Here is an 18,183-nt window from a genome sequence, read left to right on the forward strand (position 1 = left end):
CGGCGATCACCTTTCTGCCATCGGCAGCGACACAACCACAGCGGAGATATTATCCTCGCCGCCGGCCAAGTTCGCCAGGGCGATCAGCTCATTGCATGCGTCCTGGGGCCACGGGCTACGCGTGAGGGCCTGCGCCAGGGCCGGGTCATCGACCATGCCCCACAGGCCATCGCTACAGAGCAGCAGGTGCGAGCCGACCCCGAGGGGCTGGTAGATGAAGTCGACCATCACCTGGGCCTGCTGGCCGACGGTGCGGTAGAGCTGGTTGCGCAGGGGGTGCTCGCGGGCCTCGGAGGGCTCAAGCTGGCCGAGCTGAATGAGCCGCCCGACGGTGGAGTGATCGGTGGTGATCTGGCGCAGGCCGCCCGGCTCGTACAGGTAGGCCCGCGAGTCGCCGACGTGGGCGATATAGAGGCCGTGGCCCACGAGCAGCGCGGCGGTGCAGGTGGTGCCCATATCCGAGCCCATCGCCTGGGCGGTATCCCAGATCGCCTGGTTGGCCGCCTGCACGGCGGAGATCATCAGCGGCTGGAGCGCCGCGCTCATGCTATCGTCGAGGGCCGGCAGCACCAGCTCGCTGAGCACCTGGTGTACGACGGTGCGGATGGCCAGGCGGCTGGCCACCTCGCCGCCCTGGTGGCCGCCCATGCCATCGGCCACAATAAACAGGCCCACCGAGAGGTCGGAGCCCTCACGGGGCAGCGTGGTGATCATGGCGAAGACGCTATCCTGGTTGATCTCGCGCACCCGCCCGATGTCGCGGGCGGCCATGGCGGCCAGGCCCTGGGCGGACTGGCGGGAGCTGAGGGCCGGGGCATCATTGGCCTCAAGCTGGTGAGTGGCGTCGACCGGCTCGGTGTTCAGGCTCACCGGCTCCGGGCCGGTGGCCGCAGCGACCTGGGCGGCGACGCTGGCGAGGCGCTGGCGAGCCTTCTCAACCTCCAGCACGCTCACCGGCGCGGTCGGCGTCTCTGCGGATTCCGCCGAAGACTGCCGGGCCGGCGGGGCCTCAGCTGCGGCGGGGGCCGAGCTATCCCACCAGACTGCCGCGTCGGGAACCGTGACCGCGCCCCCGGCGTCGGGCGCCGGCGGGTCGGCGGCGGGCGCGCCCGCTTTAGTAGGCGCGTCGGCGTCGGGCGCCGGCGGGCTCGCCTCGCCCTCGTTCCCGCGGAACAGCTTACGGAAGAATGCCATACCTAGCCTTTCAGGGCGTACATACGATGATCCATGCTGCCCACATAGACGGCCCCCTCGGACACAGCCGGCGTCGAGACGATCGCCGCGCCGGTGGGGTACTTCCAGATCAGCGTGCCGGCGCCCGCGTCGACGCAGTAGACGTTGCCATCCACGGCGCCGAAGTAGACGCGCCCGCCCTCGACCTTCGGCGAGGAGGTGATCTGGCTGCCCGTCTCGTACTTCCAGGCCAGGCGGCCGTTCTTCGTGTCGAGGGCGTACATAAAGCCATCGACGCCGCCGACGAACACGCGGGTGCCGACCACGCAGGGCGAGGAGTTGATATAGTGGCCGGTGCGAAAGCGCCAGGCCGGCCAGCCGCCCTCGGCGTCCAGCGCGTAGAGGTTCTGGTCGAGCGAGCCGACGAACACCAGCCCCTCGCTGTAGACGGGCGAGGATCGCACCGGCTGCTGGGTGCGCTGCTTCCACTTCAGGCTGCCGCTGCGCACGTCCAGGCAGTAGACGTGGCCATCATCGCCGCCGATATAGATCACCTGCGCGCCGACATAGGCCGATGAGCGGATGGGGTTCCATGTGCGGTACTTCCAGATCGGCGTGCCACGCGTCCCGTCGATCGCGTAGATGTGCTGGTCGTCGGAGCCGATGAAGACCACGCGGTCCTCGATCCGTGGCGAGGAGCGGATCGGCTTGCCGGTGCGGAAGGTCCAGCGCAGCCCGCCGCGGCGCATGTCGAAGGCGTAGAGCGCGCCGTCCTCCGACCCGACCATCACATAGTCCTGCCAGACCGCCGGGGAGGAGTTGATCCCGCCCTCAGTGGCATACTTCCAGCGGAACTCGCCGCGCGCGGCATCGAGGGCGTAGAGGTTGGTGTCGTAGCAGCCCACGAAGAGCATGCCGCCGCTCACCGTCGGCGAGGAGCGGATCTCATCCTCACAGGTGAAGCTCCAGATGAGCTCCGTCGTCCCGTGGCCCTTCGCCACCGCCGGCGCGGAGATCGCCCCGGCGGCGGGGCGCACGACGCCGGCTCCCGTCGCCGCCATGATCACCTGCTTCATCTCATCAGCGCTCTGCCAGCGGGCCGACATGTCGTACTCCAGGGCCTTCACCACCAGGGCGTCCATCTCCAGGGAGACGGCGGGGTTGAGCTGGCGGATGGGGCGCTCCTGGAAGGTGAAGGGCGTCTCCAGACGCGGGTCTGTGTTCGTCAACAGGTGGTGCATGGTCGCCCCGAGGGCGTACAGATCGCCCTGAGGCTCAGCCATGCCGCGGTACTGCTCGGGCGGCGAGTAGCCCTCGGTGCCGATCATGGTGCCCTTGCGGTCGCTGCGGTTCAGGCTCCGCGCGATGCCGAAGTCGATCAGTACGATCCGGTCGTCGCCGACGACCATCACATTCGAGGGCTTCATATCGCGGAAGACGATCGGCTGGGGGGTGTGCTTATGCAGGTAGCTAAGCACATCGCAGATCTGGATGGCCCAGTTGGCCACGCGGGCCTCGCTCAGCGGCGTGCCGGACTCCTCAAGCACCGCCTCCAGGTCCTTGCCGGGGATGAGCTCAAGCACCAGGTAGATCCGCCCGCCCTCCTCAAAAAAATCGTAGACCTTAGGGATGGCCGGGTGCTGGAGGGTGGCGAGGAGGCCCGCCTCACGCTCGAAGTTCTTCAGGTTCAGGGCGCGCGTGTGCGAGTCGGGGGCGCTCTGCGACATCTCCTTGATCGCGCAGTAGCGGGCCACATCCTTAAAGCGCAGGTCGCGCCCGCGGTAGACGACGCTCATCCCGCCGATGCCGATCGGCTCCTCGACCCGGTAGCGGCCCTGGAGCACCGTGCCCGGCGCGAGCATCTGGATCGCGGCGATACCGGGCTCCGGCTCCGCCGGCGGGGCGGCGCGCGGCGGCGGCGGCGGCGGCGGCAGGTTGCGCGTGCCGTCGCTGGGCGGCGCCGGGGTGATCTGGCGCGTGCCGTCATCGAGCGGCGCCGGGGTGATCTGGCGCGTGCCGTCATCGCCGGCGGGGGGGGCCTGCTGCGTGCTATCGCCGGCGGGAGGGATATGGCGCGTGCTGTCATCTGCCGACGGCGTGCCAAGTCCCTTCGTGCCGACTTTTTTGATCAGGCCCATGCAACTTCCTCGTAACAGCGGGGGGCGGAAGAGTGACAGGAACGTGGGTGCGCTGCTCACACGCCTGAGGTTCTATTATAGTGACTCCCTATACCTACCGCAACCCTCAGGGGGATTTTAGGCCGGGGCTGATGCGAATCGCCGCCATGCGGGGGGTTGGGGGTGGCTTCGCCACCCCAAGGCAATGTGGTGGGGTGTTGGCGGCTTCGCCACCAGCACCCCACCACATTACACCGGGTGCAGGCCGGGGAAGTCGAGCCCCATCGCCTCGTCGTAGCCGAGCATGAGGTTCATGCACTGCACGGCGCTGCCGGCGGCGCCCTTCATCAGGTTGTCGATCGCGCAGATGCTGACGACCCGCCCGCTCTCGGCGTCGAGGGCGAAGCCGATGTCAGCGAAGTTGCTGCCGGCCAGGATCTTCGGCTCGGGGTAGCGGTAGATCCCCTGGCGCTCCTTGACGACCCGCACGAAGGGCTGCTCCTTGGCGAAGGCCCGGTAGGCCTGCCAGAGATCCTTCTCGGCCAGGGGGCGCGCGGCGAAGGCGTGGGCGGTGGCCAGCGCGCCGCGCACCAGCTCGACCGAGGTGATCGAGAGGTGCGTGTTGCTCAGGCCCGTCACCTGCTGGATCTCGGCGCCGTGGCGGTGGCCCACCGGGGCGAAGGAGCGCACCGCGCCGGCCCGCTCGGGGTGGTGGCTGCTCTCGCTGCCGCTCGCCCCGCCCTCCGACGAGCCGACCTTGACCTCAATGATCACCGGCCTGGCCGCATCGATCAGGCCGGCGCGCACCAGCGGCAGCAGCGCCAGGTTGCTCGCCGTCGCATTACACCCCACCCCGCTGGCGTAGCGCGCCCCGCGCAGCCGCTCGCGGCTCACCTCGGGCAGCCCGTAGATGAAGCGCCCCAGCCAGTCGGGGGCCGGGTGCTCCTCGCCGTACCAGCGCCGGTATGCCGCCGGGTCGGCCAGGCGGAAGTCGGCGCTACAGTCGATGATCCGCTCGGCTAGGCCGGCGTAGCGATCAATCGCCCGCGCCGCCTCGCCGTGCGGCAGCGCCAGGAACAGCAGGTCGCAGGGCTCCAGCTTGTCGGGGTGGATGAACTGGATCGCCGTGCGCCCGCGCAGGTTCGGGTGGACCTGGTAGAGGTAGCGCCCGGCGTTGCGCCCGCTGGTGGCCTGGGCCAGCTCCACCTCGGGGTGCCAGAGCAGCAGCCGCAGCAGCTCGCCGCCCACGTAGCCCGAGGCGCCGACAATTGATATTTTCATAGGGTGCGTTTCCCGCTCTAGATACTTTCGGGGGTAGATGTTGGGGCGCAGCAGCGCAGATGCGTGTGGCGCTGGAGCGCCACACGCATCTGCGCTGCTGCGCCCTTACGGCGGATCTCAGGCGAGCTGCGCCCTTACGGCGAGCTGCGCCCTTACGGCGAGCTGCGCCCTTACGGCGAGCTGCGCCCTTACGGCCAGAGGCTAGCCTCCCCTCGCGATGCTCAGCGTATAGTCGATGATCCGGGCCGGGATGTTCACGCCGGTGGTGTCGATGCTGTTGCGGAACTCCATGGTGTAGTTGACCTCGTTGACCAGCAGGCGGCCGTCGTCGGTCTCCAGCAGGTCGATCGCCACCACCCCGCCGCCGACAGCGTTGGCCGCGCGGATGCTCAGGTCCTCCAGCTCGGGGGTGAGCGGGCAGTTCGAGGCGACCCCGCCGCGGGCGGTGTTGGTGATCCAGTGCTCGCTGGCCCGGTAGATCGCGCCGATGCACTCGTCGCCCACCACAAACGAGCGGATGTCGCGGCCGGGCTTGCGGATGTACTCCTGGATGTAGAAGATCGCGTGCTGGTAGCTGCCCAGCACATCGCGGTGCTCCAGGATGGCCTCGGCGGCGTCGCGGTCGTTGATCTTCGAGACCATGCGGCCCCAGGAGCCGACCACCGGCTTGAGCACCACCGGGTAGCCCAGCTGCTCCATGGCCGCCAGGGCGCTCTCGGGGGTGAAGGCCAGCAGGTTCTTCGGCGTGGGCACCCCGGCGTGGACGAGGGCCTGGGTGGTCAGGAACTTATCGCCGCAGACGTTGGCCACATGGTAGGTGTTGACGGTGGGCACCCCGGCGTCGTTCAGGATCTTGAGCATGTACAGGGCGCGGCTGTGCTGGATGCAGCGCTCCAGCACCACGTCGTAGGGGTACTCGCGGCGCTGCAGGTCGAAGATCGTCTCGCGGTCATCGATCTTGACATAGTCGATGCCGCGGCGCTCCAGCTCGGTGAAGATCAGCTTCTCCTCGGCGCGGACGCGCGAGGCGAGGACGGCGATACGCATATTATTCTCCCCAGTCCTCTTCGACCTCGGGGGCCAGGGCCAGTGTCGGCGGAGCGAGGCTCACCACCTCAAGCTCGGCCCCGCAGTCGGGGCAGGCGATGATCTCGCTCTCCATCGTTCCGTCGGGCAGGGCCACGTCGGCGGCGCACTCAGGGCATGCTGCGGTCATCGGGGTGTCTCCTTGTATCATCGGTATTTTGGCCATCCGTAGGGCCGAAGCATGTTGCTCTGGCGCTTCGCGCCAGAGCAACATGCTTCGGCCCTACAGCCGTTCGATCACCGCACGCGCGACCTCGGCGGTGGTGGATGCGCCGCCCAGGTCGGGCGTGCGCGGGCCGTCGGACATGACGGCGGCGGCGGCGGCGCGCACGCGGGCGGCCGCCTCGGCGCGGCGGCGCCACTCCAGCAGCATGGCCGCGCACTCGATGGCGGCCAGCGGGTTGGCGATGCCCTGGCCGGCGATGTCGGGCGCGGCCCCGTGGACCGGCTCGAACAGGGCGCGGCCCTCGCCCAGGTTGGCGCTGGAGGCCAGCCCCAGCCCGCCGCCGTGGATGCAGGCCACGTCCGAGAGGATGTCGCCGAACAGGTTGGTGGTGACGATCACGTCGAAGCGCCCCGGCGTCTGGGCGACCCGCATCGCCGCCACGTCCACCAGCATCTCCTCGTGGGCGATGTCGGGGTGCTGCGCGGCCACCTCCAGGGCCACGGTGCGGAAGAGCCCGTCGCTCACCCGCAGCACGTTCGCCTTGTGGACGATCGTGACCTTGGGGTGCGCCTTGCCGGCGGCGGCCCGGCTACGGGCCAGGTCGAAGGCGGCGCGCACGATCCGCGCGCTGGCCCGCCGGGTGATCAGCCGCTCGGCGATCGCCGTGTCGCCGCCGTCCTCCAGCCGCTCGCGCCCGGCGTACAGGCCCTCGGTGTTCTCGCGCACCACCACGAGATTGCAGATTGCAGATTGCAGATTGTAGATTGGCGCCTCAATCTGCAATCTGCAATCTGCAATCTGCAATCCGACCACCGGGCGGATGTTGGCGTACAGATCCAGCTCGCGGCGCAGGGACACGATCGGGCTGCGGTAGCCGGGCACGCTGTGGCTGGGCGAGGCCACCGCCCCGAAGAGCACCGCGTCGGCCGCCCGCGCCGCCGCCAGGGTCGCCGCCGGCAGCGCCTCGCCGTGGCGCTGGAAGGCCGCCCAGCCCGCCTCGGCCTCGGCCAGCTCCACATCGGGGGCGACGGCGCGCAGCACATCCACCGCCGCCCCCAGCACCTCCGGGCCAATCCCGTCGCCGGGAATCACACATACTCGCATCTTCGCTAATCCTCTTGTATCCTCTCAGCCTCACGTAAGGGCGCAGCAGCGCGGCGCTGCTGCGCCTCTACTCGCCCGGGAACCGCCCGTGCTGGCGGTAGAAGGGCACAATCCCGCCGGCGGCCCAGACCTCGCGGAGGAAGGCGGGCGGGGGGGGCAGCGCGATCCTGCTGCCGTCGTCGGTGATGATCAGGCCCTGCTCCAGGTTCATCTCCACCTCCTGTCCGTCGCGCAGCTGCGCGGTCAGGTCGGCGGTGAAGCAGGGGATGCCCAGGTTGAGCGCGTTGCGGAAGAAGATGCGGGCGAAGAGCGGGGCGATGATCGCGCCCACGCCGACCATCCGCAGGGCCAGCGGCGCGTACTCGCGCGAGCTGCCGCAGCCGAAGTTGTTCCCGGCCACGATGATGTCGCCCGACCGCACCGTGCCGGCGAAATCCGGCCGGTGCTCGACGAACGGGTACTTGCGCAGGTCGTCCTCATTCTTCAGCATGATCGGCGCGAAGCGCCCGGGGACAATCTGGTCGGTGTTGATATCCTGGCCGAAGATCCATACGCGGGACATGTCTTTCCTCCAATCCCATTGTTGTGGTCACGTAGGGCCGAAGCATTCGCGGTTGTCGCGTAGCGACAACCGCGAATGCTTCGGCCCTACAACACGTCGGCCGGGTGCGTGATATACCCCGTGATCGCGGTGGCGGCGGCGACCTCGGCGGAGGCCAGGTAGATGTTGGCCTCGGGGCTGCCCATGCGCCCGCGGAAGTTGCGGTTCCCGGTGAACAGGCAGGTCTCGCCGGGGCCGAGCACGCCCATGTGGCGGCCGATGCAGGCCCCGCAGCCGGGGGTGCCCAGGGCCGCGCCGGCGGCGATCAGGGTGGCCAGGGTGCCGTCCTCGGTGGCCCGCAGCAGGGCGTCGCGGCTGGCCGGCACCACCATCATGCGCACGCCGGGGGCCACCCGCCGGCCCTTCAGGATGCGCGCGGCGGCGGCCATGTCCTCGTAGTGGCCGTTGGTGCAGGTGCCCAGGTAGACCACGTCCACCGGCACACGCCCCAGGGCGCTCAGGTCGGCCACGTTGTCCACGTAGCTCGGCGCGCTCACCTGCGGCTCCAGGGTGTCCAGGTCCACCTCGACGATGCGGCTGTAGGTTGCGCCCTCCTGGACGACAGGCGTCCAGGAGGCAGGCGCGGGAGGCAGGCCGAACCCTGCCGCCGGCCTCCCGCCGCCTGCATCCTGAAAGACTGGCGGCACGATCCCGGCCTTCGCGCCGACCTCGATCGAGAGGGTGGCCAGGGTCATGCGCTCCATCACCGTGAGGAACTCGACGCCGTGCCACTCGACGGCGGCGTAGGTGGCCCCGTCGGCGCGCAGCTCGCGGGCGGCGCGCAGGGCCAGGTCCTTCGCGCTCACGCCGGGGCGGAATCGCCCCGTCGCCCGCACCAGCACCGTCTCGGGGACGCGGAACCAGGTGCGCCCGGTGGCGGCGGCCAGGGCGATGTCAGTCGAGCCCATGCCGCTGCCGAAGGCGCCCACCGCGCCGTAGGCGGTGGAGTGGCTGTCGCTGCCGACGATGACCATGCCGGGCTGGGCCACGCCCTCCTCGACCAGCACCGGGTGCGAGATGCCCCGGCCCACGTCGTAGAAGTGGGTGATCCCCTGGCGCTGCACCCAGCGCCGCACATCGTTCTGCTTCTCGGCCGTCTGCACCGTGGCCGCCGGGGCCACGTGGTCGATCACCACCGCCACGCGCTCAGGGTCCCAGACCCGCTCGGCGCCCAGCTCCTGCTCCATGATCCGGATAATGCTCGGCGAGAGGCTGTCGTGCATCATCACCAGGTCCACCGCCACCGTCGCCACCTCGCCGGCCCGCACCGTCTTGCCGGCCGCCCGCGAGAGGATCTGCTCGCTCAATGTCTGCGCCATAACCGTTGCTCCGCTTCCTAAGCTCATAGGGGGGAGGGTTTCAGGGAGGGCGTTGCCCTCCCTGGCCCTCCCCCCCAGGGGCTACTCCGCATACTCATACAGCAGCTCATCCACCGTGTTGCCATCGATATCGTGCTCATCGCCGAGGGCCTTGATGCGGGCGGCGGCGACGCGGGCCTGGGCCTCGCTGAGGTAGATGCCCAGCTCGCGGGCGCGCTCGGCGATCGCGTGCCAGCCCACCAGGCGGTGGGCCACGGCCACGGTGCGCGTCCGCCCGAACAGGCTCGGGTCAAGCACCTCGTAGCTGCGCGGGTCGGCCAGCACCGCCTTGGTGTGCATCCCCGCCTTGTGGGTGAAGGCCGTCGGGCTGGTGATGCAGCTGTTGAAGGGGATGGCGATGCCGACCATGTCGGCGACCATCTGGTCGATCTCGCCCAGCATGCCCAGGTTGTAGCGGGCCACCAGGGCCGGGTCGATCGCGGCCAGGCGGGCGATCATGCCGCCCAGCGAGGCGATGCCGTTGCGCTCGCCGATGCCCAGGACGGTCACGTCGACATGGGTGGCCCCGCCCTCAAGGGCGCAGAAGGCGTTGGCGATCGCGCAGCCGCTATCGTTATGGCCGTGGAACTCGATGTCGCAGCCGACGGCGGCGCGCACGGCGGCCAGCACATCGTAGACCTGGCGCGGCGCGGCGATGCCGACGGTGTCGGCCAGGCCGATGCGCTGCACGCCGAGGCTGTCGATGGCCCGGTACACGCGGATGAGGTCGGGCAGGGGGGTGCGGAAGCTATCCTCGCAGGAGAAGCGCACCTCAAGGTCGTGGCGCTGGAGGTAGGCGATCACCTCGACGGCCCGCTCGATGATCTCGTCGAGGGTGCGGCCGTGGCTCACCTGGCGCAGCTGCTCGGAGGTGGCGAAGAGCAGGTTGGCGCCCTGGGCGCCGGCCTCGACGGCCAGCCGGGCGTCGTCCATGTGGCAGCGGATGTGGGTCAGGACGCGGGCGCGCAGCCCGCGGCGGGCGATGGCCTCAAGGTCGCGCGCGCTCTGCGGCGAGGCGGCCGGCGAGGTGAGCTCGATGTACTCGACCCCGAAGGCGTCGAGGGCGTCGGCGATCGACACGCGCTGCGCGCTGCTGAAGCGCGCGCCGGCGAACTGCTCGCCCTCGCGCAGGGTCGTCTCGACCAAGTGGAAGCGATCAGGCAGCGACATGGCGTGAAGGCTCCTGTCTCACTTGACACGCGCCGAACAGCTCGGGGCGGCAGTGGCGCGGCGTGTAGGCGACGGCTGCGGGCATCGGGTAGCGCTGTTTCATAGAATCCCTCCGGGAGATACAAAAGGCCCGGCTCACCACTGTCTGGTGAGCCGGGCCTACACTCGATCATTCGTGCAGGCAGCGCTAACCAGACCGGGGGGCCGGCTTCTTGGTGCGCTTATCCTGCTTCGAGAAGGTGGTAACCATTGGTTAAAATACTCGCTCCGCTCGATGACGCGCGGAGTATAGCAGCAGGCTGAGAAGCTGTCAACTCAGCCGCGGGCGAGCAGGTAGGCGGCCAGGGCCAGGCCGGCGGCGAGCGCGCAGCCGAGCGCCTGGTCGCGCTGGGAGCGCCCGCGGCCGGCGGCCCACCAGGCGGCGGCGACCGCGCCGAGGGCGCCGAGGTAGTGCCACTGCCGGCCGGCGTAGCCTCCGGCGGCCAGGGCCACCCCGAGCAGCACCTGGGCCGCCAGGGCGGCGCGGGCCGCCAGCAGGGCCCGGCCCGCCCAGGGGCCGGCCGGGCCGCCGGGGCGCGGCCAGAGCAGGCCCGCCGCCGCCGCGTTGCTCAGCACCACCAGCGCGCCGACCACGGCGTGGATGATCGGCAGACCTGCCATCGGGCTACTCCGCCGCCTGAAGCTTGGGCGACTCGGCCCGCGCCGGTCGCTGGCGGCGCGAGAACATCGTCGCCAGGATGCGGTAGACCGTCAGGAAGACCACGCTGCCGCCGGTGAACCAGTACACGCCCTGGATCCAGGTCAGCTCGCTGTCGCTGCCGCTCCAGACGCCGTGGACGAGGGCCAGGGCGAACATCGCGAAGCTCATAAAGTGGATGGCCCGCCATGCCGTCCGGCCGATCTGCCCCTTCACATAGAAGCTCAGGCCGACGATCGCCGTCAGGTAGATGCCGACCTGGCCGAGGCCGACCCAGGTCGGGTTGTAGCCGCTATAGGCGAAGGGCACCAGGATCTGGCGCAGGTCGGCCTGGATGTAGCGGTCGCCCATCAGGATCAGGCCGTGGAACAGGGCGAAGGCCAGGCCGAGCAGGCTGGCGTGCTGGTGCAGGTCGAAGGCGGCCGGGCCGCCCGGCCAGGCCCGCGACATGCGGCTGGTCATCAGCAGGCCGAAGACCATCGAGAGCCAGACCAGCGCGTAGGCCACAAATGCGCTGCTGCGCGAGAGGTACCAGTAGGCCTTGGGCTCTGTGCCGAGCAGCGAGGCGCTCAGGCCGGGGAGCCAGGTGGGCAGGGCCACCACGGCGGCGAAGACGCCGACGCCGACGGCGATGAAGATGGCCACCAGCGTGTGGAAGGGCATGGCCGGCAGGCTCTCCAGCCGCTCTAGCTCGTCGTCGGCCTGTGCGGAGGCCCGTACTGGGGCGCGTGGCGGAGTCTGCGTGGGGGGCTGGTCGGCGGCCGGGGCGGGAGGGGCGGAGGCCTGGCCGGCGGCCTTCGCGGCGCGGATGGCGGCCAGCCGGGCGGCTTTCTCATCGCTCACGGGTAGTGCTCCTTCGTAATTGCAGATTGTAGATTGCAGATTGTAGATTATGGAGCTCTGCGCTCTGCAATCTGCAATCTGCAATCTGCAATCTGCAATCTGCAATCGTATTAGCGGGACTTCGAGCCAGATCTCGCCAGGGCTGGCACCATCCCGGCCCGCTGGTACACCGACCCGGCCATGCTGCCCCTGGAGCAGGAGCGGATCTTTGGCCGCACCTGGCAGCTCGTCGGCCGCGCCGAGCAGCTCCAGCTCCCCGGCGACTTTATCACCTGCCAGGTCGTCGATGAGCCGATCGTCGTCACCCGCGATGGCGTCGGCCAGCTGCACGCCTTCTACAACGTCTGCCGCCACCGCGCCGGCTCCGTCGCCGAGGGCTGCGGCAACCGCAAGACCCTCCAGTGCCAGTATCACGCCTGGACCTACGGCCTCGACGGGAGGCTGCTGAACACCCCGGAGTGGGAGGGCGTCGAGAACTTTGAGCGGGCCGACTACGGCCTGCGCCCGGTGCAGGTGGACACCTGGGGGCCGTTCGTCTTTGTCAACCTCGACCCGCAGGCCCCGCCGCTGGGAGAGGTCCTCGGGGCCATCCCCGCCGAGACGGCCCACATGCCGCTGGGCCGCATGGGCTTCTACAAGCGCATCGACTATGAGATCGCCTGTAACTGGAAGGTCTATGTCGATAACTACCTGGAGGGCTACCACATCCCGCCGGCCCACCCCGGCCTCTTCAAGGAGATCGACTACAAGCAGTACCGGGTCGAGACCTTCCGCCACTACTCGAAGCAGCACGCCCCCATCCGCGAGAAGCCCGACTCGCTCTACATGCGGCATCTGGAGGATGGCGCCCCGGCCCAGGCCCTCTACTACTGGGCCTTCCCCAACCTGATGCTGAACATCTACCCGGACAACCTGCAGATCAACATCATCCTGCCGCTCGGCCCCGACCGCACCGTCACGATCTTCGAGTGGTATGTGCTCGACGCGGATCGGCCTGATGTCGCCGAGGAGTTCCACAAATCGTTTAAGTTCAGCGACCTGATCCAGAAAGAGGATATCGACATCTGCGAGTCGGTGCAGCGGCGGCTGCGCTCGCGATCATACAGCACCGGGCGCTACTCGCTTCTGCGCGAGAACGGCGTCCACCACTTCCACGGCCTGCTCGCCGAATATCTCCAGGGCTGATCAGGATTCGGCGTACAGGCGCAGCGCGCTGCGCCTATACATCCACCGACCTGTGTAACCTTCTACTATTATATAGATCTGAGCTATGAGCACTCGCCCACACCGCACACGCATTAACGCCGACGACGACACCCTCTGGGAGCAGCTTGTCCAGGAGGCGGCCCAGCGCATCCCCCACGATCTCGCCCCGCCGCTGAGCGAGGTGAGCGTGCCGGGGGCGGCCGAGCAGCCCGCGGCCGAGCAGCCCGCGGCCGAGCAGCCCGCGGCCCAGCGCAGCCCGCGCGGGCCGCGCACCACCCGCTACCTGAACGTGACGCGCATGGACTACCCGAAGGCCCACGGCTACTTCGTGCGGGTCACCTGGAAGGGGGTGCAGCGCGCTAAGCTGTTCAGCGATGGCGTCTATGGAGATCGCTTCGCCGCCCTGGCCGCCGCCCTCGACTGGCGCGACAAGATGACGAAGGAGCTCGGCAAGCCCGCCCCCGGGCAGGCGCTGCGCCCCGATGTCGGCGTCAACCGGGTGACGAAGGGCAGCCGAGACGTCTTCGAGGCCACCTGGCTGGTCAACGGGAAGCAGGGCCGCACCAGCTTCTCGGTGCGCAAGCACGGCATTAAGAAGGCCCGCGCCCTCGCCCTCGCCGCCCGCCAGCGGGCTCTGGCCAAGCGCCAGGACGATACCTAAGAAGTCACGCTGTCAATGGTGTCATTCCGAGCGCAGCGAGGAATCTTCCAATGACCGTTGTGGGAAGACCCTTCGACTGCGCCTGCGGCTCCGCTCAGGGTGACAGGAATGCGGAATATCTCAGGAGAATTGGTATAAGACCTTGTCCAGGCTACCCGCCAACAGCCCTCGCCTGGGAGTCGACGCCGTTCAGCATGGCGCGCGTATGCGGCGCGATGTCCGGCGGCATGGTGCGCAGGTCGGCGGCGAGGCGGTCGAGGTCGGCCAGTGTGTCGAGGGCGTACCAGGCCGGGATCTGCGCCACCCGCAGGCTGTGGGTGGCTGCGGCGATGCACAGATCGTCCGGCGTCTCGTCGCGGCCGGGGAGCGCGCGCAGCAGGGCCGGGTGGGCCGCCCGCAGCCCGATCAGGTACCAGCCGCCGCTCTCGCGCGGCCCGATGACGACATCGGCCCCGCACTCCAGGTAGGTCAGCGTATCGCGCAGCCGCCAGATCGGCATGTGCGGCATATCGCTGCCAAAGAGGATCACCGGCCCGGAGGCGAGGGATCGGGCGACGACATGCCCAAGGGCTGTGGGCCGCATATCAGCGAGCGTGATGATCTCCGGGCCGGTTGGGATCGGCGCACGTCCATGCAGCAGCGCGCCGTGCTGCGCCACAATGAAGACATCGGCCCGCGCCACCTGTTGCGCCAGTGCGACGCTGTCTTCGAGGAACGCGGCGTAGAGATTGGTCGCAGCGAATCCCAGGTGCGATGGTAGCTCATTGGATGCCAGCTGAACCACTGGATCATGGGCCAGGAGAATGAGCAGGTGTGCCATAGCTTCAGGTGTCGGACGTCGCTAGTGGACATCCGACAATAGGTAGTAGGTTGTGATATGCGAATGTCTGGGTGGAGCGCTCACTCTATTATAGGGCGACGCTCGGCGCGTTATCAATACTTTGTGAACAAATTGTTAGCCTCCCTTCGCCAGTGGGGGCTCCTTCGGGGCTGCGCGCAACCGCCGATTCCCAACCGGCGATCGGCCATTGTGCGAGTGCCATAAAGAGATCACCACTGCGCGTTGCCCGAGCTTTACCTCGTGCAAAGCGGCGCAAACGTATACTGGCTATATCAGCCCAGGGAGCGTGCGCGTTCTATATGAGGAGATCCTGATGAGTAGCGAACAGATCACGCTTGACGGCAACGAGGCCGTTGCCAGAGTAGCCTATATGCTCAGTGAGGTGGTGGCGATCTACCCGATCACCCCATCGACCCCGATGGGCGAGTCGTCCGACGCCTACGCCGCCGCCGGCAAGCCTAACCTCTGGGGCACCGTGCCCTCGGTGTACGAGATGCAGTCCGAGGGCGGCGCCGCCGGCGCCCTCCACGGCGCCATGCAGACGGGTGCCCTCACCACGACCTTCACCGCCTCGCAGGGCCTGCTGCTGATGATCCCCAATATGTATAAGATCGCCGGCGAGCTGACGCCGACCGTCTTCCACATTGCGGCGCGCTCGCTGGCCGCCCAGGGCCTCTCGATCTTCGGCGACCACTCCGATGTGATGTCGGTGCGCGGCACGGGATTCGCCATGCTCGCCGCAAACTCGGTGCAGGAGGCCCACGACCTCTCCCTCGTCGCCCACGCCGCCGCGCTGGAGAGCCGGGTGCCCTTCCTGCACTTCTTCGACGGCTTCCGCACCTCGCACGAGGTGAATAAGATCAGCGTGCTGGAGACCGAGACGATCCGGGCGATGATCGACGACGAGCTCGTCCACGCCCACCGCTCGCGCGCGCTCAACCCCGACCGCCCCGTGCTGCGCGGCACCGCCCAGAACCCCGATGTCTACTTCCAGGCCCGCGAGAGCGTCAACCCCTTCTACGCGGCATGCCCCGGCATCGTCCAGAAGGCGATGGACCGCTTCGCCGGCCTGACCGGCCGCCAGTACCGGATCTTCGACTATGTCGGCGCCCCCGACGCCGAGCGGGTGATCGTGCTCATGGGCTCCGGCGGCGAGACGGCCGCCGAGACGGCGCGCTTCCTGGCCGACCAGGGCGAGAAGGTCGGCGTGGTGCTCGTGCGGCTCTACCGGCCCTTCGATAGCGCCGCCCTGATGGCCGCCCTGCCCAGCACCGTCCGCGCGATCGCCGCGCTCGACCGCACCAAGGAGCCCGGCAGCGCCGGCGAGCCGCTCTTCCTCGATATCGTCTCCGCCGTGACCGAGAGCCAGATCTCGCCGACCGTGATCGGCGGGCGCTACGGCCTCTCCTCCAAGGAGTTCACCCCGGCGATGGTCAAGGCGGTCTTCGATGAGCTGGGTAAGGACCAGCCGACTACCCGCTTCACCATCGGTATCAACGACGATGTGAGCGGCACCAGCCTCAGCTACGACCCGAGCTTCAACATCGAGGCCGGCGAGACGGTGCGCTGCGTCTTCTGGGGCCTCGGCGCCGACGGCACGGTGGGCGCGAACAAGAGCAGCATCAAGATCATCGGCGAGGAGACCGACAACAACGCCCAGGGCTACTTCGTCTACGACTCGAAGAAGTCCGGCTCGACCACCACCTCGCACCTGCGCTTCGGGCCGCACCCCATCCACGCGCCCTACCTGATCGGCGCCGGCGAGGCCAACTTCGTCGCCTGCCACCAGTTCGCCTTCCTGGAGCGGGTCGATGTGCTGAGCTACGCCCGCCCCGGCGGCATCTTCCTGCTGAACACCCCCTTCGGCCCCGACCAGGTCTGGGGCCAGATCCCGGCCGAGGTGCGCGCCACCATCCGCGCGAAGAACCTGCGCTTCTATATCATCGACGCCGCCGCCGTGGCTCAGTCCACCGGCATGGGCAGCCGCATCAACACGGTGATGCAGACCTGCTTCTTCGCGATCAGCGGCGTGCTGCCGCGCGAGGACGCGATCGCCGCGATCAAGGACAGCATCAAGAAGACCTACGGGAAGCGCGGCGACACCGTGGTGGCCCGCAACTTTATGGCCGTCGACCAGACCCTGGCGAACCTCTACGAGGTCGCTATCCCCGCCGCCGACCCCTCACCCAACGGGCTGCACATGCGCCCGACGGTGCCCGATGCCGCGCCGGCCTTCGTCAAGGATGTGCTCGCCCCCATGATCGCTGGCCACGGCGACGATCTGCCGGTGAGCAAGATGCCCTTCGACGGCACCTACCCCACCGGCACCGCCCAGTGGGAGAAGCGCAACATCGCCCTCGAGATCCCGGTCTGGGACGAGAAGATCTGCATCCAGTGCGGCAAGTGCGCCTTCGTCTGCCCGCACGCCGTCATCCGCCCCAAGGTCTACCCGGCCGAGGCGCTGGAGGGCGCGCCCGAGGGCTTCAAGAGCGTGTCCGCCCGCTTCAAGGAGCTGCCCGGCCAGCTCTACACGCTCCAGGTCAGCCCCGAGGACTGCACCGGCTGCACCCTCTGTGTCGAGGTCTGCCCGGTGAAGGATAAGACCCAGGTCGGCCGCAAGGCGATCAACATGGCCCCCCAGCCGCCCCTGCGCGTCGCCGAGTCGGCCAACTGGGACTTCTTCCTCAGCCTGCCCGAGGTCGACCGCACCCAGATCGGCCTGGGCTCGATCAAGAACTCGCAGCTGCTCCAGCCGCTCTTTGAGTTCTCCGGGGCCTGCTCGGGCTGCGGCGAGACGCCCTACGTCAAGCTGGTCAGCCAGCTCTACGGCGACCGGGCGGTGATCGCGAACGCCACCGGCTGCTCGTCGATCTATGGCGGTAACCTGCCCACCACGCCCTGGTCGGTCAACAAGGACGGGCGCGGCCCGACCTGGTCGAACTCGCTCTTTGAGGACAACGCCGAGTTCGGTCTGGGCATGCGCCTGAGCATCGACAAGCAGGAGGAGTACGCCCGCGAGCTGCTGCCCAAGCTGGCCGACATCATTGGCGCCGACCTAGTGGACGCCCTGCTCAACGCCGATCAGGCGAGCGAGGCCGGGATCGCCGCCCAGCGCGAGCGGGTGGACGCGCTCAAGGTGCGCCTGGATGCCGCCCCCGCCGGCCCGAAGTCGCCCCTGGTGAAGGATCTGCTGGCTATGATCGATGTGCTCGTCAAGCGCAGCGTCTGGATCATGGGCGGCGACGGCTGGGCCTACGACATCGGCTACGGCGGCCTGGACCACGTGCTGGCCTCGGGTCGCAACGTGAACATCCTCGTGCTCGACACCGAGGTCTACTCGAACACCGGCGGCCAGGCCAGCAAGAGCACCCCGCTGGCGGCGGTGGCTAAGTTCGCCGCCAAGGGCAAGGGCCGCCCGAAGAAGGACCTCGGCCTGATCGCGATGGCCTACGGCGATGTGTACGTGGCCCGCATCGCCATGGGCTATGATGATGTGCAGACCCTGCGGGCCATCCAGGAGGCCGAGGCCTACCCGGGCGTCTCGCTCGTGATCGCCTACAGCCACTGCATCGCCCACGGCATCGACATGACCAGGGGCCTCGATCAGCAGAAGCTGGCCGTGCAGAGCGGTATGTGGACGCTCTACCGCTACAACCCGGATCTGATCGACCAGGGCAAGCCGGCGATGGTGATCGACTCCAAGCCGCCGAGCATCAGCCCCGAGAAGTACATCGCCGGCGAGGGCCGCTTCCAGATGCTGGTCCACAGCGACCCGACCCGCTCCGCAGCGCTGATGGCCCAGGCGGCCACCAACAACCACGAGCACCACCTCCGCCTGGAGCAGCTGGCCAAGGGCGAGTGAGACTATAAGCTTCCGGG

General features: G+C 68.7%; 15 protein-coding genes. 3 read left to right on the forward strand and 12 right to left on the reverse strand.

Annotated elements, in window-relative coordinates:
- Positions 1-6: 6 nt before the first annotated feature.
- The 11 genes from K2Z83_RS13145 to K2Z83_RS13195 all read right to left on the reverse strand — a co-directional run bounded on the left by K2Z83_RS13145 (position 7) and on the right by K2Z83_RS13195 (position 11,596).
- Positions 7-1,194: a PP2C family serine/threonine-protein phosphatase gene (locus K2Z83_RS13145; RefSeq protein ID WP_220595641.1), complete on the reverse strand. Its 1,188-nt coding sequence runs from the start codon at positions 1,192-1,194 to the stop codon at positions 7-9.
- Between the two features lie 2 nt (positions 1,195-1,196).
- Positions 1,197-3,311 carry a PQQ-binding-like beta-propeller repeat protein gene (locus K2Z83_RS13150; protein ID WP_220595642.1) on the reverse strand — a complete coding sequence of 705 codons (2,115 nt, stop codon included), beginning with the start codon at positions 3,309-3,311 and terminating at the stop codon, positions 1,197-1,199.
- 228 nt (positions 3,312-3,539) lie between these two features.
- Positions 3,540-4,571, reverse strand: coding sequence for an N-acetyl-gamma-glutamyl-phosphate reductase (gene argC, locus K2Z83_RS13155; RefSeq protein WP_220595643.1), 1,032 nt, complete (start codon positions 4,569-4,571; stop codon positions 3,540-3,542).
- 201 nt (positions 4,572-4,772) lie between these two features.
- On the reverse strand, positions 4,773-5,618 hold the full coding sequence (lysX, locus tag K2Z83_RS13160) for a lysine biosynthesis protein LysX (protein WP_220595644.1): 846 nt from the start codon (positions 5,616-5,618) through the stop codon (positions 4,773-4,775).
- 1 nt (position 5,619) lies between these two features.
- Complete coding sequence (gene lysW / locus K2Z83_RS13165; RefSeq protein WP_220595645.1) at positions 5,620-5,787, reverse strand: lysine biosynthesis protein LysW; 168 nt, start codon at positions 5,785-5,787, stop codon at positions 5,620-5,622.
- 93 nt (positions 5,788-5,880) lie between these two features.
- The gene (locus K2Z83_RS13170) at positions 5,881-6,927 is read right to left on the reverse strand and encodes an isocitrate/isopropylmalate dehydrogenase family protein (RefSeq protein WP_220595646.1); all 1,047 of its coding nucleotides are present in this window, start codon (positions 6,925-6,927) and stop codon (positions 5,881-5,883) included.
- Between the two features lie 67 nt (positions 6,928-6,994).
- Positions 6,995-7,489, reverse strand: a complete 495-nt coding sequence (locus tag K2Z83_RS13175) for a homoaconitate hydratase (protein ID WP_220595647.1) — start codon at positions 7,487-7,489, stop codon at positions 6,995-6,997.
- Positions 7,490-7,575: 86 nt separating this feature from the next.
- On the reverse strand, positions 7,576-8,847 hold the full coding sequence (locus K2Z83_RS13180; RefSeq protein ID WP_220595648.1) for a 3-isopropylmalate dehydratase large subunit: 1,272 nt from the start codon (positions 8,845-8,847) through the stop codon (positions 7,576-7,578).
- An 81-nt stretch (positions 8,848-8,928) separates the two neighbouring features.
- Positions 8,929-10,056: a homocitrate synthase gene (gene lysS, locus K2Z83_RS13185; RefSeq protein WP_220595649.1), complete on the reverse strand. Its 1,128-nt coding sequence runs from the start codon at positions 10,054-10,056 to the stop codon at positions 8,929-8,931.
- 315 nt (positions 10,057-10,371) lie between these two features.
- A complete protein-coding gene (locus K2Z83_RS13190; protein ID WP_220595650.1) occupies positions 10,372-10,716 on the reverse strand; it encodes a hypothetical protein in 345 nt (114 codons plus the stop codon).
- A gap of 4 nt (positions 10,717-10,720) precedes the next feature.
- Complete coding sequence (locus tag K2Z83_RS13195) at positions 10,721-11,596, reverse strand: hypothetical protein (RefSeq protein WP_370650168.1); 876 nt, start codon at positions 11,594-11,596, stop codon at positions 10,721-10,723.
- A gap of 180 nt (positions 11,597-11,776) precedes the next feature.
- Here K2Z83_RS13195 and K2Z83_RS13200 point away from each other — a divergent pair, with 180 nt between their 5' ends.
- Positions 11,777-12,781, forward strand: coding sequence for an aromatic ring-hydroxylating dioxygenase subunit alpha (locus tag K2Z83_RS13200; protein ID WP_220595651.1), 1,005 nt, complete (start codon positions 11,777-11,779; stop codon positions 12,779-12,781).
- Between the two features lie 85 nt (positions 12,782-12,866).
- Positions 12,867-13,463 carry an AP2 domain-containing protein gene (locus K2Z83_RS13205; RefSeq protein ID WP_220595652.1) on the forward strand — a complete coding sequence of 199 codons (597 nt, stop codon included), beginning with the start codon at positions 12,867-12,869 and terminating at the stop codon, positions 13,461-13,463.
- Positions 13,464-13,614: 151 nt separating this feature from the next.
- Here the strand turns inward: K2Z83_RS13205 and K2Z83_RS13210 are convergent, their stop codons facing one another.
- A complete protein-coding gene (locus K2Z83_RS13210) occupies positions 13,615-14,283 on the reverse strand; it encodes a DUF2064 domain-containing protein (RefSeq protein ID WP_220595653.1) in 669 nt (222 codons plus the stop codon).
- 334 nt (positions 14,284-14,617) lie between these two features.
- Here K2Z83_RS13210 and nifJ point away from each other — a divergent pair, with 334 nt between their 5' ends.
- Positions 14,618-18,166, forward strand: a complete 3,549-nt coding sequence (gene nifJ, locus K2Z83_RS13215; protein WP_220595654.1) for a pyruvate:ferredoxin (flavodoxin) oxidoreductase — start codon at positions 14,618-14,620, stop codon at positions 18,164-18,166.
- Positions 18,167-18,183 lie beyond the last annotated feature (17 nt).

This window comes from Oscillochloris sp. ZM17-4 (assembly GCF_019599295.1).
In the GTDB taxonomy this organism is placed as follows: domain Bacteria; phylum Chloroflexota; class Chloroflexia; order Chloroflexales; family Chloroflexaceae; genus Oscillochloris.

Excerpts from the sequence above, each read along its gene's own strand:
- K2Z83_RS13145 (WP_220595641.1), bottom strand. The coding sequence starts at position 1,194 with ATGGCATTCTTCCGTAAGCTGTTCCGCGGGAACGAGGGCGAGGCGAGC.
- K2Z83_RS13150 (WP_220595642.1), bottom strand. The coding sequence starts at position 3,311 with ATGGGCCTGATCAAAAAAGTCGGCACGAAGGGACTTGGCACGCCGTCG.
- argC (WP_220595643.1), bottom strand. The coding sequence starts at position 4,571 with ATGAAAATATCAATTGTCGGCGCCTCGGGCTACGTGGGCGGCGAGCTG.
- lysX (WP_220595644.1), bottom strand. The coding sequence starts at position 5,618 with ATGCGTATCGCCGTCCTCGCCTCGCGCGTCCGCGCCGAGGAGAAGCTG.
- lysW (WP_220595645.1), bottom strand. The coding sequence starts at position 5,787 with ATGACCGCAGCATGCCCTGAGTGCGCCGCCGACGTGGCCCTGCCCGAC.
- K2Z83_RS13170 (WP_220595646.1), bottom strand. The coding sequence starts at position 6,927 with ATGCGAGTATGTGTGATTCCCGGCGACGGGATTGGCCCGGAGGTGCTG.
- K2Z83_RS13175 (WP_220595647.1), bottom strand. The coding sequence starts at position 7,489 with ATGTCCCGCGTATGGATCTTCGGCCAGGATATCAACACCGACCAGATT.
- K2Z83_RS13180 (WP_220595648.1), bottom strand. The coding sequence starts at position 8,847 with ATGGCGCAGACATTGAGCGAGCAGATCCTCTCGCGGGCGGCCGGCAAG.
- lysS (WP_220595649.1), bottom strand. The coding sequence starts at position 10,056 with ATGTCGCTGCCTGATCGCTTCCACTTGGTCGAGACGACCCTGCGCGAG.
- K2Z83_RS13190 (WP_220595650.1), bottom strand. The coding sequence starts at position 10,716 with ATGGCAGGTCTGCCGATCATCCACGCCGTGGTCGGCGCGCTGGTGGTG.
- K2Z83_RS13200 (WP_220595651.1), top strand. The coding sequence starts at position 11,777 with ATGCTGCCCCTGGAGCAGGAGCGGATCTTTGGCCGCACCTGGCAGCTC.
- K2Z83_RS13205 (WP_220595652.1), top strand. The coding sequence starts at position 12,867 with ATGAGCACTCGCCCACACCGCACACGCATTAACGCCGACGACGACACC.
- K2Z83_RS13210 (WP_220595653.1), bottom strand. The coding sequence starts at position 14,283 with ATGGCACACCTGCTCATTCTCCTGGCCCATGATCCAGTGGTTCAGCTG.
- nifJ (WP_220595654.1), top strand. The coding sequence starts at position 14,618 with ATGAGTAGCGAACAGATCACGCTTGACGGCAACGAGGCCGTTGCCAGA.